This window comes from Acinetobacter sp. ANC 4218 (genome assembly GCF_002135245.1).
In the GTDB taxonomy this organism is placed as follows: Bacteria; Pseudomonadota; Gammaproteobacteria; order Pseudomonadales; family Moraxellaceae; genus Acinetobacter.
This window is the reverse complement of the sequence record NZ_NEGD01000004.1, coordinates 248,858-265,018: the sequence shown is the minus strand read 5'-3', so window position 1 is coordinate 265,018 and position 16,161 is coordinate 248,858. Positions and strand designations below refer to the sequence as shown.

The 16,161-nt window shown below is 41.2% G+C and carries 17 protein-coding genes and 1 rRNA gene; 8 read left to right on the top strand and 10 right to left on the bottom strand.

Annotated features, from left to right (window positions below; all coding sequences use genetic code 11):
- Positions 1-48: 48 nt before the first annotated feature.
- A 5S ribosomal RNA gene (gene rrf / locus B9T38_RS05965) occupies positions 49-163 on the top strand.
- 198 nt (positions 164-361) lie between these two features.
- Here rrf and B9T38_RS05960 read toward each other — a convergent pair.
- Positions 362-1,741, bottom strand: coding sequence for a dihydrolipoyl dehydrogenase (locus B9T38_RS05960; protein WP_086195910.1), 1,380 nt, complete (start codon positions 1,739-1,741; stop codon positions 362-364).
- Positions 1,742-1,892: 151 nt separating this feature from the next.
- Between B9T38_RS05960 and B9T38_RS05955 the strand changes: the two genes are divergently transcribed.
- A complete protein-coding gene (locus B9T38_RS05955; RefSeq protein ID WP_086195909.1) occupies positions 1,893-4,100 on the top strand; it encodes an Ig-like domain-containing protein in 2,208 nt (735 codons plus the stop codon).
- 597 nt (positions 4,101-4,697) lie between these two features.
- Here the strand turns inward: B9T38_RS05955 and B9T38_RS05950 are convergent.
- The gene (locus B9T38_RS05950) at positions 4,698-5,033 is read right to left on the bottom strand and encodes a protein tyrosine phosphatase family protein (protein ID WP_086195908.1); all 336 of its coding nucleotides are present in this window, start codon (positions 5,031-5,033) and stop codon (positions 4,698-4,700) included.
- Positions 5,034-5,157: 124 nt separating this feature from the next.
- On the opposite strand from B9T38_RS05950, the gene B9T38_RS05945 reads away from it, so the two are divergent.
- Genes B9T38_RS05945 through B9T38_RS05935 form a run of 3 tightly spaced genes read left to right on the top strand, consistent with a single transcriptional unit; the run spans position 5,158 to position 6,919 of the window.
- On the top strand, positions 5,158-6,054 hold the full coding sequence (locus B9T38_RS05945; protein ID WP_086195907.1) for an alpha/beta hydrolase: 897 nt from the start codon (positions 5,158-5,160) through the stop codon (positions 6,052-6,054).
- Entirely contained in the window at positions 6,055-6,492 is a 438-nt protein-coding gene (trxC, locus tag B9T38_RS05940; RefSeq protein ID WP_086195906.1) for a thioredoxin TrxC, read from the top strand.
- 55 nt (positions 6,493-6,547) lie between these two features.
- Complete coding sequence (locus tag B9T38_RS05935) at positions 6,548-6,919, top strand: acyl-CoA thioesterase (protein ID WP_240921688.1); 372 nt, start codon at positions 6,548-6,550, stop codon at positions 6,917-6,919.
- Between the two features lie 85 nt (positions 6,920-7,004).
- Here B9T38_RS05935 and B9T38_RS05930 read toward each other — a convergent pair whose 3' ends face one another.
- Together B9T38_RS05930 and B9T38_RS05925 are read right to left on the bottom strand one after the other, a co-directional pair.
- Complete coding sequence (locus B9T38_RS05930) at positions 7,005-7,505, bottom strand: DUF4442 domain-containing protein (RefSeq protein WP_086195904.1); 501 nt, start codon at positions 7,503-7,505, stop codon at positions 7,005-7,007.
- 32 nt (positions 7,506-7,537) lie between these two features.
- Entirely contained in the window at positions 7,538-8,026 is a 489-nt protein-coding gene (locus B9T38_RS05925; protein WP_086195903.1) for a YajQ family cyclic di-GMP-binding protein, read from the bottom strand.
- A 92-nt stretch (positions 8,027-8,118) separates the two neighbouring features.
- On the opposite strand from B9T38_RS05925, the gene B9T38_RS05920 reads away from it, so the two are divergent.
- Positions 8,119-8,433 (top strand): rhodanese-like domain-containing protein, encoded by a 315-nt coding sequence (locus tag B9T38_RS05920; RefSeq protein ID WP_086195902.1) that lies wholly within the window; start codon positions 8,119-8,121, stop codon positions 8,431-8,433.
- A 135-nt stretch (positions 8,434-8,568) separates the two neighbouring features.
- Here the strand turns inward: B9T38_RS05920 and mnmC are convergent, their stop codons facing one another.
- Genes mnmC through B9T38_RS05900 form a run of 4 tightly spaced genes read right to left on the bottom strand, consistent with a single transcriptional unit; the run spans position 8,569 to position 12,002 of the window.
- On the bottom strand, positions 8,569-10,491 hold the full coding sequence (gene mnmC, locus B9T38_RS05915) for a bifunctional tRNA (5-methylaminomethyl-2-thiouridine)(34)-methyltransferase MnmC2/FAD-dependent 5-carboxymethylaminomethyl-2-thiouridine(34) oxidoreductase MnmC1 (protein WP_086195901.1): 1,923 nt from the start codon (positions 10,489-10,491) through the stop codon (positions 8,569-8,571).
- A gap of 56 nt (positions 10,492-10,547) precedes the next feature.
- Positions 10,548-11,054: an SH3 domain-containing protein gene (locus B9T38_RS05910; protein ID WP_086195900.1), complete on the bottom strand. Its 507-nt coding sequence runs from the start codon at positions 11,052-11,054 to the stop codon at positions 10,548-10,550.
- Between the two features lie 4 nt (positions 11,055-11,058).
- Entirely contained in the window at positions 11,059-11,361 is a 303-nt protein-coding gene (locus B9T38_RS05905; RefSeq protein WP_086195899.1) for a YciI family protein, read from the bottom strand.
- A 26-nt stretch (positions 11,362-11,387) separates the two neighbouring features.
- Positions 11,388-12,002: an inner membrane-spanning protein YciB gene (locus B9T38_RS05900; RefSeq protein WP_086195898.1), complete on the bottom strand. Its 615-nt coding sequence runs from the start codon at positions 12,000-12,002 to the stop codon at positions 11,388-11,390.
- Between the two features lie 45 nt (positions 12,003-12,047).
- Here B9T38_RS05900 and B9T38_RS05895 point away from each other — a divergent pair, with 45 nt between their 5' ends.
- Positions 12,048-12,899, top strand: a complete 852-nt coding sequence (locus B9T38_RS05895; RefSeq protein ID WP_086195897.1) for a PHP domain-containing protein — start codon at positions 12,048-12,050, stop codon at positions 12,897-12,899.
- A gap of 109 nt (positions 12,900-13,008) precedes the next feature.
- Here B9T38_RS05895 and B9T38_RS05890 read toward each other — a convergent pair whose 3' ends face one another.
- Positions 13,009-13,920 carry a bestrophin family protein gene (locus B9T38_RS05890; protein ID WP_086195896.1) on the bottom strand — a complete coding sequence of 304 codons (912 nt, stop codon included), beginning with the start codon at positions 13,918-13,920 and terminating at the stop codon, positions 13,009-13,011.
- Between the two features lie 82 nt (positions 13,921-14,002).
- Positions 14,003-14,686: a RadC family protein gene (radC, locus tag B9T38_RS05885; protein ID WP_086195895.1), complete on the bottom strand. Its 684-nt coding sequence runs from the start codon at positions 14,684-14,686 to the stop codon at positions 14,003-14,005.
- Between the two features lie 112 nt (positions 14,687-14,798).
- On the opposite strand from radC, the gene coaBC reads away from it, so the two are divergent.
- Positions 14,799-16,064: a bifunctional phosphopantothenoylcysteine decarboxylase/phosphopantothenate--cysteine ligase CoaBC gene (gene coaBC, locus B9T38_RS05880; protein WP_086195894.1), complete on the top strand. Its 1,266-nt coding sequence runs from the start codon at positions 14,799-14,801 to the stop codon at positions 16,062-16,064.
- Positions 16,065-16,161: the final 97 nt, after the last annotated feature.

The following is a 16,161-nucleotide window of genomic DNA, read 5'->3' as shown; positions in this document are numbered from 1 at the left end:
AAGCATTGGCATCTAAATAAGACCAAACGCAAAGTCATAAACAGTTGTGCTGGCGACCATAGCAAGAGTGAACCACCTGATCCCTTCCCGAACTCAGAAGTGAAACCTCTTAGCGCTGATGGTAGTGTGGGATTACCCATGTGAGAGTAAGTCATCGCCAGCTCATTATTCCTAAAAAACCCCTGCCAAGTGCAGGGGCTTTTTTTTTGCCTAGATTATTAAAATCCTCAAATCATTAGGGGCGTTTTTAGGTAATCTTAATGCTGCAAAAAGCCTAAAGCTTTTTGCAGTGAATTGTAAGCAGGATCGATTGATAGTCTTATCAAAAAATTATTAAAGGTATTTACTGAATATTAAACTTTTATAATCGCTTTAATTGTCTTCGAGCATGTTTTAAAGCGCTTCTTAGTCCTTCTTCTAAAGTTGGATGATAGAACGGCTTATCTAAAATTTCATCCACAGTTAAATTCTCAGAAATCATCCATGCCAGTAAATGAGCTATATGTTCTGCAGCTTCTACAAATAATTCTGCCCCTAATATCTTGCGTGAAGATTGATGAATATACACTTCGAGCGCACCACTGTTTTTAGCGAGTGCTAAAGCACGGCCTTGTTTTTCATAAGAAACCATACCTGTAACAAATTCAATTTTTGCATCGCTGAGTTGTTTGAAACTTTGTCCTACGGTTGCCATTTCTGGGGCGCTAAATACGATTGCTAAAGGTGTAAGTGTCTTTAAGTTTCTAATTTCAGGATAGTTTAAACAGTTATGTACAGCTTGACGTCCCTCATGTGCTGCTTCATGTTGAATAGGGGTGTTGCTATGTGCATCACCGATAATGAAAATGGGGTGATCTCCAAGCTGTTTGGTTTTATCATTAACAGGAAGTTTTCTAAGATCGGTATATGAGTGATCGATATTATTTAATAGTAGCGTATCTAAATAACTTTTTCGGCCTGTTGCAACCAGAAGATATTCCACATCAACTTGTTGAGATTGATTATTTTCATTGAAGTTAATTGTAACTCCTTGAGTATTAAGCTGAACTGTAGTCGGTAATATTTCGAATTTAATATTTAAATTTTTACTGATTTCATCTTGTACTAATTTCTGCAAAGCTGGGCTGCTTAGGGAGCCAACTTTACGGCTACGTGCAAAAACAGTGGTCTTGACCCCTAATCTTTGCATGGCTTGTGCAAGTTCGATAGCGATGACTCCACTACCTATTACGGCCAAAGACTGCGGTAATTTTTCTAATTCAAAAATCTGGTCTGAAGTGATGAGCCGGTCACCGAGCTGTTCTTTCCATTGAGGATCAAAGGTTGGGGTAGAGCCTACTGCAACTATAAAACTTTTAGCCTGATATTTCTGACCATTCACAGTAATTGTATTGTGATTAATGAACTGTGCCTGTCCTGATATTTTATGTTTTGCTGTCCAGCTATTTACATCTTTGAGTATCGCATTTGTAAAATGATCTCTAAGCATTCGAACATGTTGCATGATTTGAGATGTATCAATTTTTGAGGTAATAGATAGACCTACTTTCTCCGCAGTTTGGATATCATGCATACGGTTAGCAGCAGAAATAAGAACTTTACTTGGCATACAGCCGACACGGGCACAGGTTGTATCCCATGCTCCTTTGTTAATAATAAGAAGGTTTTGGGTGTGTTTTACAGCTTCTTTATAAGCAGCAATACCTGCAGTACCTGCACCGATAATAATGATGTCATACATTGTGATATTGCCCTCATTTTTTATATTTTCTAGGTTACCATACTAAAACATTTCCAATGCTTTTGTTTACATAAAGCACTAACTATGATTACATATCACGCAATATTAATTAAGAACAAGCTCTAAAGTTTTGAGGGTTCCGGGGATATTCATGAGTAAAAATATTAGTTTAAAATTATCTACAGTTGCTTTGGCTGTTTTACTTGCAAGTTGTGGTGGCGGTGGTAGTGAAGGTTATTTTAATAAGCAAGGTTCTACGTCAGGTAATGCTTCGAACCCTAGCACAGGCGAAGAAGTAAAATCTGTTAATATTAGTACTATTCAATTAATTGATTTAAATGGAAATATTACTCAAATCATTACCTCGGAAGGTGTAACAGCGAAAGTAAAAGTTACTGATCAATCAGGTCGTGGCATCAGTGGTGCATTAGTAACTTTTACAGCTACAGGTGGTGTCACTTTTGGCACTTCTAATAGTGCTGTTTTAACCAATTCTGATGGTGAAGCTACCATTTCTGTTACCCCGGAAAATAATAATACAAATGGTGCTTATAAAATTTCCGCTAATGCAGATTATGATGGTAAGACTGTCGCGGCAAAAGAAATAGCATTTTCATTGCAATCACTTAATATTACATTAGAAAATTTAAGTGCTGCAAATACAATGCTTGAATCTGGTGGTTCTACTAATATTACGTTAAAAACAAAGAACCAGAGTGGTGCTAATCAAAATAATGTTGCTGTAAACTTCTCTGCCAGTTGTGGTACATTTGAGCCAGCTACTGTTATATCGTCTAATCAAGGTGATGTCATTACTTCCTATAAAGCAATAGACAAAAATGGTGAACTTTGTGAGGGGCAGGATATAATTGTAGCAGCCAGTAATGGGGCAGCACCTGTATCTGTTCCTGTAAATATTGCTGCTATTAAGGCGGATTCTTTAGTATATACAACAACTTCAGCTATTGACTTAGGAATCAAAAACAGTGGATCCGCTGCTTCAGGACAAATTGAATTTACACTTTATGCGAATGGCACGCCTGCAAAGAATAAAGAAGTTCGCATCGAGTTGACTGATGCTCCACCAGATTTAAACTTTATTTCTTTAGGTAACCGTGATCCAAGAATCGTAAAAAGTGATTCTAATGGTAAAGTTGTTGTTAATTTATATCCTGGTAGTTTACCAGGGCCTGTTGAGATTAAAGCAACTCTTGTCTCAGCTCCAAATGTATCTGCTTTATCTAAGAATGTGAAAATTTCTACAGGCCGTGTGACTCAAAATGGTGTGAGCCTTTCTGTTTCTAAACAATCATTAAGAACAGATATTGATGGTGATACAGCAGTTATCACAGCACGTTTGCGCGATCGTGTCGGGAATGCTGTACCTGCAGGTACTGTAATTAGTTTTGTTTCTGAAGGTGGTAAGGTTGATCCAAATTGTGCAACAGATGTACAGGGTGTTTGTACCGTTACTTTAACGACTCAGAGTCCTCGACCATTGGATAACCGTGTGACGGTTTTAGCCTTTGTAGAGGGTGACAAGGCCTATGATGATAATGATGGGAATAACTCATTCTCAACTACTGATACATTGAAAAATAATATTGGCAATTTCTTCCGTGATGATAATGAGGATAATCTTTATAATACAGGTGAATTTATTTATCAAAAAGCAGTAGGTGCATTGCAATGTGCAATTTCTAGCTTTGCGCAGCCAAATATACAAGACACTTGCGACAGTGGTTTAAGTGCAGTCCTACGTCAACAATTAGTATTCTCCTTTGCACATGACACCCCAACATTCGTTTGGAATACAGGATTTGATAGCAACGGAAAAATTACAAATGGTGCGGGTAGTTTTTCTTTCCAAGTCTTTGGAAATAGTCAAAAAACTGTACCAATGCCTTCAGGTACTACTATTTCTGTAGCAGTAAAAGATAACACTGATTTTCAGCCAAAAGCAAAGCTTCAAGTCGATACTGCAGATTCAACTAAACAAATTTTAAAAGTTTCTGGAGCAGAACCGAATAGCACCTTAATTGTAACGATTAATAATATTGATTATACTGTAGCAATTGATTCAAATGGTACTGGAAGCAAAGGTGATATTGCATCAACTGTTACAGGAACTCCTGAAATAACTTATAAAAATTTATCTTGTGAAGCTGAAATTCGAGGCGGTAATATAACTGTTCCGAATACAATGAACTTATTTACTCCCGCCTCCTTCCAAAATATTGAAAATGGGGTTGTTAACTATACAGTGCAACTTAGAGGATGTACTCAAGGTGATGATGTTAAAATTATTTCCAATGTCCCTGCTGGTAAAACTGTTACATCATGGCTTGATATCAAATAAGGTATGTAAAAAAAACAGATGATTTTTCACACTTTATATAAAATTTTAGAATAAAAACAGCACTTCGGTGCTGTTTTTTTATTTAAAGGATATTAAATAGAGGTGCCTACACTCACCCCAACCGTAGGCCGAACATTCATTGAGCTACATCCCCCAATGACACATGAAATAAGCAGTAGAACAATAATTTTATTCATTAAACATAATCCTAATTTTTACTTTATTAAATAATAGGGAAGAGCATGGCTACTTCAACTTGTCATTAATATCAGTTTTAGAAGTTGATTATCATATTTTAAAAATTTAACGATGTGTGTTTTAAAAATTTTACTATTAGTAATGGGGAATAACACTGCTAAGCTATTGTTCAGCAATATGTCTGAGTGGATTGAATTAAGCCAAATAGCCTCGTCACTAATTTAGAATGAGGTAAGTGATGGTAGACTTAAAATTTTAAAATAATTTAAATTTATTGGTTGTCATTTGACCTTTAATACGGACAGAAAAGCTTAAATTACAGATTGAATCAATAATTTATATGAATAACTGAATATTAAAGGTCAAAATGAAACTAAAAAAGCGCGCCTTACAACGTGCTTAATCATCCAATAAATCCATTTGTTTGGCCAGCTGGTATAAGTTATTTGAGCGATTGCCAGTACGGCAGAACATCAATACCGGTTTTGGCAGCTCATTAAAGTGATTGGCAAATGTACGCACATCAACTTCAGTAATCTGACCTGCAACTACGGGTTGGAACACGTAGTCTAAACCTGCATTGCGTGCAGCTTCTTCAATTTGCGCGCTAGTAGGTTGTTCTGGACCACCTTCCATATCTGGGCGATTGTTGATAATTGATTTAAACCCTTTTTCAACAATTTGCGTTACCTGTTCTGGGCTAATTTGACCCGCAAAGCCGACATTTTCGCTCATTTTGTCACTCCATAATGTGCTCAATAGATATATGCTTTATGATAGCATTAAGCTGAAACTAGAGCTTAATCTGTTGAAATTTTTATAAGCGATTACAATCATAAAATAACGCACCGGAGCGCGTATGCATTCCTATACGGTTGAACCACTCTATGTAAATAGTGGGCACGAGGTCATTGCTGCGGATTTTTATCATCCCAAAACTGAACATAAACCTGCTGTCATCATTATGGCGCATGGTTTGGCTGCTTTACGTCAATTTAAACTGGTACAATATGCCAAGCGTTTTGCCGAAGCTGGTTATGCCGTAGTACTGTTTGATTATCGTTATTGGGGCGGAAGCACCGGCCGTCCACGTGAGCTGGTCTCGATTCAATCCCAGTTAGAAGATTGGCGCACCATGATTGCCCATGTGATAGAGCGAAAATCGATTGATTCCAGGCGCATTGTACTTTGGGGAACGTCTTTAAGCGGTGGTTATGTTCTAGATTTGGCGGCACAATTAAAAAATGTTCAGGCAATAATGGTGCAAGTGCCATTTGTCGATGGTACAGAAAGTGCCAAGCTGTATCCTTTACAACAATTGCCGACAGCCCTGAAAATATCCAGCCAGGACTATATGGGGGCGAAGGTAGGAATGTCTCCGAAAACATTGCCTATTGTGAGCAAAAAGGGTTTATGCTTTATGCCTACAGCAGATAGTTATGAGGGATATCTATCTATTGTTCATCCGGATTATTATTGGAGTGGCGAGATTCCTGCGCGAGTCTTTTTCAACCTAATCCGTTATCGTCCTATTCATTATGTGCGTAAAATCAGTGTACCCGTTTTATTTATTGCCTCTAAACAGGATAGCCTGATTCCAATTGAATCTAGCCGTGAAACAGCGACCAATATCGCGCCTTATGTACAATACCATGAATGGGATATGCAACACTTTGATATCTATCATGGTCAATGGTTTGAAAAAGCCATATCAACTCAATTAGAATTTTTACACCAACATATTGGAGTGAGCTAAATGATTATTGTATGTCCTGCATGTGGTGCCAGAAACCGAGTACCTGAAGATAAACTGGAAGCACATCCAAACTGTGGTCAGTGTCAACATGCGCTTATTCCTCTGGCTCCAATAGAGTTGAATGAGCACAATTTCAGTAATTTTATTACCCATAGTGAACTGCCTGTGCTGATTGACTTATGGGCGGAATGGTGCGGTCCTTGCAAGATGATGGCACCTCATTTTGAACAAGTGGCAAAACAAAATCCGCGAGTGATTTTTGCTAAAATCAATACCGAAGAATCACCTCGACTCAGTGGTGCGTTTAATGTGCGTAGTATTCCTACATTGGTTTTGATGAATAAAACTAATGAAATTGGTAGAATAAGCGGTGCGCTACGATCTACAGAGCTACAACAGTGGCTGGATCAACATTTAAATGCCAATACTGGGAGTTAACGTGTCAGATACTCATGTAAAACCGGAAGGAACGCTTTCCCTTCAAACAATTGCAATGCCGGCAGATACCAACTGGAGTGGTGATGTCTTTGGTGGGTGGATCGTTTCACAAATGGACTTGGCAGGTGCAATTCATGCAGAGCGTTTTAGTAAAGGACGCTGTGCAACCATTTCAATTAATCAGATGACTTTTTTGGTTCCAGTCAAAGTCGGTGATGTGATTAGTTGTTATACCAAAATTTTAAAAGTGGGTAATACCTCAATTCAAATGCAAATTGAAGTATGGGACAGTCATGACAGTTCCCGTGAACCTACTCGTGTAACCGAAGGCGTATTTACTTTTGTCGCTGTGGATGTAAAAGGGGCCAAGCGTCAGATTCCGGATGAGGTCAAACAAAAATATTTAGCTTCCCAGCAAGATAAATAATTCTAACCGTAAAAAAACCCAATCAAGATTGGGTTTTTTTATTGCCTAAATTTGGTTGTTTTAACCGAAGTTTATGAGATACAAGCTATTTTTTTAATTGGGATTTGGCAATCCATGCCCACAGCATCTCACATTGAATCGGCTCTTCACCGGATTCATCCGTTACCTGAACTTTAACCAGCGTTTCACCTTTTTCAGTGCTTTGCATTAATTTCTGCTGCTCATCCGTCAAGGTTGCGGTGGCAATCATTGCACCTTGGGTTGGACGTTTAAAATCAACTTTTAAGCTTTTGATTAATACAATGCAGGAATCCGGAACATTCATGCCGGTGACAAAACCTGTGGCAGTTTCCGCAGTCAGTGCCATGGCACAGGCATGAACCTGACCAATATGGTTTTGCATGGCACGGTGGTTTTCAATCTTGACCACCACTTTGCTGTGGCTGACTTCAAGGTAGTGGATTTGTGCACTACCTACCATCGGCACGACCCGACCAAACACTTTGCTCCACAGTCTATTGCGGATAGCTTTAGGTAATTTAGCAGTAGCTTTTACCAGTTTCGATAAGCGATTGGTCGGTGTCATGGAAGTCCTCGACGTGTTATGGCAGCAAAGCCTTAGTCTTTAAAGTTGTTAAACTGCAAAGGCACACCAAATTGTTGTTCTTTTAAAAATGCCATCACTTGTTGCAAAGTATCGCGTTTTTTATCCGTTACACGAATTTTGTCACCTTGAATGGATGATTGCACTTTGATGCCACTTTCTTTAATGGCTTTATTAATTTTTTTTGCGGTATCAGAGTCAAGACCGTCTTTCAGCTTGATCACTTGAATCACATTTTTGCCAGAAGCGGTCATTTTTTGCGGATCAAGTGCCTGAATATCCACTTTACGTTTGAAGAAATGATTTTCCAGCATGCTGTAGACTTGTTCACATTGGAAATCGCTTTCAGTCGAAATCTTGATTTCCTTGTTTTTTTCATTCAGTTCAATAGAAACGTCTTGTCCGCGGAAGTCAAAACGGGTTGCAATCTCTTTTTGCGTGTTTTGAACCGCATGATTTACTTCAAAAATTTCTAATTCAGATACAATATCGAAAGAAGGCATGGTTTAGACCTTTACAAAGGGAAAGAATATCTGAGATGCTAGGGATGTTTTCTTCATTTGCCAAGTGTTGTTTTACATCAAAGGAGTGCGCAATGATCCGTAAACAAGAAATTACAACATTTGAGTTCCCAGAAAATGCAATTATCTGGGATGTTCGTGATACAAAAGCCTTTGCTGAAGGTCATGTTAAAGGTGCTGTTAACCAGCCCATTAATGGCTTAAGTGCAGACAGCTTAACTCAGGTGGAGTCGGATCAGCCTATTTACATTTTATGCGGTGGTGGCAGTAAAGCGCCACGTGCTGCTGAAAAGTTGGAAAGCTTGGATGGCTCACGTGAGTATGTTGTATTGATGGGTGGTACTCGTGCTGCACGTGATGCAGGTTTCCCTCTAGAACAGGGCGCGTAAGGAAAAAGCGCCGCAAGGCGCTTTTTTATTGGCAAGGATTTGATTAAATAATTTCTGTTCTCTAATTTTGACTTGCACTTCATGTCGAAAACAGTGTGTAAAAATCTGCTCAGCAGAGACAAACTTCTACCTTTTTCAAAGGGAGGTCGGGAGGGATCTAATTTCAGGCTTAAAATAAGGCTTTTTAGCTTTCACTTTCTTTTCAAAGCGTTTTACACTCAGTTTCTTTAGTAAATTTGATGACACTGGGCATGCTTCCCCCAACACCTGTGCGGCCAGAACTTCACTGCACAGCGGTGCAAATAAAAATCCTTTCGAACCCAAACCTGCAAAAGTATAAATTTCCTGATGATCTTTCACCTGTCCCACGACTGGAAAATAGTCCTGCGTTTGTGCACGTATTGATGCACGGCCTTGCCAGGTTTCGACTGGTGGCAAAGTTTTGGCATATTCAGGAAAAACACTGTGGATAAGTTCATAGTTATGCACATGATCTTCTAGCAGCACTTCTTCATCATCACGATTCGGATAAAATGATGCCCCTAAAATAAGCTGATCTGCATCAAGCTGCATGCAATAACCGCCATAGCTGTAGGCTTGATGGTGATCTAGCGGCTGAGCAGCATTATTTACCCAGCTAACCTGACCACGAATCGGTTTTAAAATAGGAAAATGTTCAAAGAAATGCTGGCTATTTCGTGCAGCACAGACAACCACATGATCAAATTCACCCAATAGTTGCTGTGAACTGGAAAGCACCTTCACGAAAGTTGCTTGTTTGATTTCGGAAATTTCTGCTTGCTGATATTCGATCAGTGGATGTTCGAGGATCTGATCACGCAATTTGTGTGGTGAAACTGCACCCGCTTGCAATAGGTTTAGGTTTGGATATGGTGTTTTAACAGTACTCTCTGTCGCTTGCTGGCTTTGAAGAATATTTTCCGGATATTGCTTTGCCAGTCCGAGTAACTCATCGGCATTTTTCAGTGCTAACTGGCTGACCTGAATCGGGCGGAATGCTTTAAATTTTGCATAATGATTTATGGCATGCTGCCAAGCCAGAGTCATTAAATGATCTGCACTTTGTTCAATCGAACACAGTTTCGGGTTCAGCAACGCCAGTGGATTACCAGAGCCTCCAGAAAGAGGGGCTGACTGGTCATAGATGGTCACTTGATGGCCACGCTGAGCAAATGCCCAGGCACAGCTTAAACCGGCGATTCCTGCGCCAATAATAGCAATCTGACGCTGTTTAAAAGTATCAGTCTTTAGTTCATTTTTTTTTCCAGTGGAATCGAGGTTTTTTGAAGATTCCGATGGTTCTTCAGGTGCATTCCAGATGGCTTTAAGCATTTCCCGTTTATGTCCAAAACCGCGCGGACGGGAAATGGATATGCCATGACTTTTCAGACCACGTTTCAGTACACCAGCCACACTGAATGAAGCAAAAGTGCTGCCGAAATCTGATAAACGCACGATGTTATTGAGAACGTTTTCTTCCCACATATCCGGATTGCAGGAAGGAGCGAAGCCATCTAAAAACCATGCGTTGACTACTGCTGTTTTTTCCATCACGGGAAAAACGTCATGCGCATCGCCTAGCCATAAATCCAGGCTAAAACGCTCATCTGGAAAGGATAAACGATGACAGCCTGCTATCGGCATTGGGTACTGTGCAATCAGTTGATCAGCTAAAGGTTTCAGTTCAGGCCATGCATTTAAGGCACGAATCAGATCATCTTTGGATAATGGAAATTTTTCTACAGAAATGGCATGCAGATGGCTATGATTGTCCGGGCGAACTTGTTGCCAAAGTTGCCATAAGGCCAGAATATTTAAGCCGGTACCGAAACCGGTTTCACCAACACAGAAATATTCAAAATCATTCAGCTTTGCCAGGCGGGTCGATAAATCGTTGCCGTTTAAAAACACATGCCGTGTTTCAAGCAGGCCATTATCTTTAGAGAAATAGACATCGCCAAACTGTTTGGAAACAGGAACCTCAATGCCATCGACGTGTTGCCAATCCAGATCGGCAGTTTGAATAGGATGAGACAAACCTAAATAACCTTTAAATCAAGCTGTAAAACTAAATGAAGCAGTAAACATCGTCATTACCACTGACGACGACGTTTAGTATAGACATAACTGGCAATCAGGAAGCCCAGCAACACGCCGACGGCAATCGTCGCTGCGCCGTATAAAAACATCTGGGCACTACGTTCGCTTTGCAACACCTGCACCTGAACGCCCAAACTGTCGTTTTTCAATTGCAGTTCCTGGTTTTGTGACAAGGCATCTAAATTGGCTTTTTCCAGTTGCTGTAAACGCGTGGCCTGATCTTTAACTAATGCCTTCACTTTGGCATCTTGCACTGCTTTATTCTTGGCAATTTGTTCTGCAGTCAGAGGTTTGGCCTCCAAAGGTAAACCATTGGCATCCAGCTTGGTCGCAGGAACAGTACCCGGCTTATTTGCAGCTAAAGTTTGTGGTGGAGGTGTTGCAGTCGTTGCTTGAGTAGCAGGGGCTACAGCAGGTGTCGGAGCAGGAGCAGATTCCACCGCCCAAGCTGTTGAACAGATTAAAGAGAAACCCAATAAGCTTGAAACTACAACACGCATGATTTTATCCTTGAGGGAAAGCTTTATTAAAAGGTTTCACATCAATATGAGCATAGACGCCTTCTTTTAAGAAAGGTTCATCTTGTAGCCATGCATCAAGCGCTTCACGCGATTCAAAGTCAACAATAATCGTGCTGCCATAAAAACCTGCCTGTGGATTGCCGGGATCTTTAGGCATGGCACCTGCCACAATTAAACGACCCTCATCATTTAATTTTTGCAGACGTTCCAAATGTTTTGGACGTGTAGCTAGACGTTTTTCGACTGTACCCTCGTTATCGGTACAGGTTACGACGAATAAAGGCATATTCTTTCTCGATCAGTTGACCTGAATTATGCTTCAGGCGACTTAAAATATTTGCGCAAGACAATAAACTGAACAATGATAAAGGAAAACATCACAATCATGTCACCAAATGCGGTAAATTCGCCCCAATATTTTCCGCCAGCAAATAAAAATGCGAAGAAAACATGCAAGAACGACATGAATGCGAACATGCCAGCCCAGGCAAAGTTTAAATTTTTCCAGCCTTGGGCGGTTAAATTAAAGATGGGACCAAATAAACGCTGAATCAAAGGTTTCTTATCTTTGGTAAAATAAGGTGAAAGCAGGAAGGCACCCGCAAAAACGATATTTAAAAGCGCTGCTTTCAAACGGATATAAAAATCATCGCTCAGCATTAAGGTGATACCACCAAAAATGACCGTCATAAACAGCACAATCCATTGCTGTTTATCCAGGCGGAATTTCTGGCTGACAAATAAGATGCCATACACCACCAACATTGAGATGATCAGACCTGCGGTAGCCACCAAAATGTTATTATTATCAATACCTCCCGCTGAACCGATCAAATGTAATAGCGGATGCTCGGTATCTTTTGGATCAACAGTTTTATATAAATAAAAGAAAATAATGAGTGGCACAAAGTCTAAAAGTGCTTTCATGTTAGAGTATCTAAATCTGATCAAATAAATGACATAGTATAAGTGATGCAAGGCGTAGATTTACATACACATAGTAATATTTCTGATGGAACTTTGTCTCCAGAACAACTTGTGCATGCAGCCGTGGAAAAAGGCATTCATACCCTTGCGCTGACTGACCACGATAGCATGGATGGCTTAAAATTAGCTGAAAATATTGCACAGGATTTACCATTGAAGATTATTTCCGGTGTGGAAATTTCCAGCCAATGGTCACGTCCGGCAACGAAAAAAAACTATGCCGTACATGTAGTTGCATTGAATATGCAAAACCCAGAACCGTTACTTGCCTTACTGGAGCAGCAAAAACAGATTCGAGCAATTCGTGCCAAACAGATTTGTGATTTACTGGTTCCGCTGATTGGTGAGGATATTTATGCCGATGTGATTGCCAAAGTGGAGGGTGTTGCAGACCGGATTACCCGAACGCATATTGCTAAAACCCTGGTAGAAAAAGCTTATGTGAGTCGAGCCCAACAGGCCTTTGATAAATATATTAAAGAAGGCAAAAAGGCCTATGTGAAATTTGATGGCTTGGGCTTAGAAGAAACCATTCAGGTGATTCATGAGAGTCAGGGTTTCGCCGTGCTGGCGCATCCGACAAAATATGATTTATCAGCAACTAATATCCGTTATCTGATTGAAATTTTTTCAAAGTTTGGTGGGGATGCCGTGGAGCTTCCACCTGCGATTGAGCCGGCTTCAACCCGTCAGATGGTCGATCGGATGATTGAACAGTTTGGGCTTAAGGTCTCTGTGGGCAGTGATTTTCATGGTGACAATATGCCGTGGATCAAGCTGGGCAATATTCCGCGCGTTAAGGAGGGACAGGTAGGGGTTTGGGAGAGTTTTGTTTAGTTATGTCCTTATTCTCTTGCAGAACAATATTCCTCATCCCAAAGGGAAAAGGAGTTCCCTCTCCTTTAAGTAGATGAGAAGCACAGCTTCGTAAAGGAGAGGTCATAAATTAAAGCAGATTATTATCTTGTGCCTGAATAGGTGGAGGGGTTGGTTTACCTAAGGTACTCAATAATTCAATCTCGATGGTGCGTACCAATGAATCTAAGGGCAGATCATTGCTTTGGGTACCAAACGGTTCTTCGATTTCTGAACTTAAAGCATCCAGACCTAGAAAAGTATAAGCCAAAATACCGACCATTAAAGGCGTTGCCAAACCCAAGGTTGAACCCAGGCTAAACGGTAGCATAAAACAGAAAAAATACACGGTACGATTCAGCAGCACCGAATAGGCAAAAGGTAAAGGGGTGGTGGCAATACGGTCACAACCGGTTTGAACCCGACTCAGTTCAGCCACATGCTGGTTCATTTGAGTATAAATAATGTCGGAAATTTCACCTTCTTTCAGCGCCTGCATCAATTCCCATTGAATCAGGCTCAAGGTGTATTGCGGTGCATTGGCCTGCTGGTAAAGCTGGGTTATAGCCTGTTGGCTCATGCCGCTGGTTTCTACTAGTGCCTTAGGATTAGCTGTCTGGTGACGCAAACGGTCACGCAGTACATTGGCAAACACAATCACGTGCTGAATAATGCGTTCACGACGTCCTTGGCTGAGCATGCGACAATCACGGTCAAAATGCCGGGCATTGGCAATCAACATACCCCAAAGTTTACGGGCCTCCCACCAGCGGTCATAACAGGCGGTGTTTTTAAAGCCGAGAAAAATCGATAGCACCACCCCAATTAAGGTAAAGCCTACCAGTGGAAGTTCCGGAAAATGAAAGTAACCAATATAGGACAGACCGCCAATCACTGAGGAGATCAGCATGACCACACCTAAAGGCGGCAAAACCTTGGGCAGGATGGTTCCGCGCCAGGAAAAGAGCAGCTTGAATACACTAGGTTGATCACGAACAATCATGTTATTAGTATCAGCAAAATTTTTTGTTGATCTTCAGTGTTAGCAGGTCTTTTGTCAATATTTGTCAGCATAATTGTTGCGTTTAAATCAGCCCCAGTTCAGCCAATGAGCAGGTTCCTTCTGGTGACACGATACAATGGTCAATCAGCTTGATTTCCAATAATTGACAGGCCGTTAGAATACGCCGGGTAAGCTCAATGTCGGCATGGGAGGGCTGAGCTATTCCCAAAGGATGATTGTGTGCAATCACGATGCTACTGGCATGTTGATGGATCGCATAGCGCAGCAATTGATTTGTAGAAATTTCACACGAATTAAGCGAACCGTAGAACATTTTTTTAAAGCTAATTTTTCTTAAATGCGCATCAAGGCAAAGTACCGCAAAAACTTCCTGCATTTCACCCAGTAATTCGAATTTCAAAAAATCCAGGAGTATTTTTGAATTGCTTAATTCTATTTTTTCCTGCTGTAAATGGGTGGAAATATAGCGTCGTCCCAATTCCTTCACTGCAATCAGTTGGGCATATTTGCTTACCCCGATACCATGAAACTGGCTTAAATCCTGAAGCTCGGCATCCAAAATAGAGTTCAGCCCACCAAAATGCTGCAATAACAGGCGGGATAGTTCCACGGCAGAATGTTGCTTGGAACCGGAGCGTAAAAAGATGGCCAGCAGTTCTGCATCTGACAGACTGGCAGCACCTTGTTGAATCAGCCTTTCACGTGGACGTTCCTGTTCAGGCCAGTGTTTAATCGATAAATTCATTGTTTTTAGACTTTTTTGTTATTAGTAATGATTATTAACCAAGTTGCCGACTTGGGGATGACTTTATTTAATGCTATTGTGAGCGCCACTGCAACAGAAAGGTAGCCTGTTCGTGAGCTTCGATTTGAGTGTGATTCCAAATAAAAACATTGTTTTAGCGGTAACTGGTGGTATTGCGGCATATAAAAGTGCCATTTTGGTCCGTCGTTTAAAAGAGGCGGGCTTTAATGTCCGTGTGGTGATGACGCAGGGGGCGCAAGCTTTTATTACTCCGTTAACATTCCAGGCCTTGTCTGGAAATCCGGTACATACTGAATTACTCAATCCTGAAGCCGAAGCCGGCATGGGCCATATCGAATTGGCGCGTTGGGCTGACTTACTGCTGGTTGCCCCGGCAACTTGTGACACGTTGGCAAAGTTTGCGATAGGTTTGGCTGATGATTTACTCAGTACTTTATATCTGGCAACCAAAGTACCGGTTTGGGTAGCCCCGGCAATGAATCAGCAAATGTGGGCAGCCAAAGCCACACAGCGTAATTTAAATACCCTGGTGGAAGATGGCGTGCATGTGATTATGCCGGATGCCGGATCACAGGCCTGTGGCGATGTCGGTTTGGGACGTATGCCTGCACCGGAAGATTTAGCGCGACAAGTCACCGAATACTTCCACAAGGCGCAGCGTGCGATTGCAGAAAAGTTTGGCATGCTGGCCGGTAAACATGTAGTGATCACAGCAGGACCTACACGTGAAGCGATTGATCCAGTCCGTTATATTTCTAACCATAGTACCGGCAAGATGGGCTTTGCCCTGGCAGCGGCCTGTTATGCAGCTGGTGCTAAAGTCACTTTGATTGCAGGACCGGTCAGTCTGGATACCCCAAATGGTGTGCGCCGTATTAATGTACAGTCTGCAATGCAGATGCTGGAACATAGTATGGATCAGCTGGATAAAGGTTGTGACATCTTTATTGCCACGGCGGCGGTGGCGGATTACCGCGTGGCAGAAGTTGCCGAGCATAAAATCAAGAAAGCCGGTGATGAACTGAATGTGGCTTTAATTAAAAATCCGGATATTGTGGCAACCATTGCCCAGCAACAAAAACGTCCATTTATGGTGGGATTTGCTGCTGAAACCCGCAATGTTGAAGAATATGCAGCTGGTAAGCTGGTGGCGAAAAAACTGGATATGATTGCCTGTAATGATGTTTCACGTCCTGACATCGGTTTTGCCTCTGATGAAAATGCCATGATTGTGTTCTTTGCTGAGCAGTATCAAATGCAGCAGCGAGATCTGGAAAAAGCATCGAAACAGGAAATTGCCCAGCAGCTGGTGGAAGCGATTCATGACGCATTGCATCATGAAATGCAGCCTGTTTAAAAAAAGCGAGACCATTGAATAAAATGCAACCTTTCCGTTGCATTTTTTATGGCATCTACACTATGTTTAATGCTTAAAGCGCAAATGTTCAGAACAA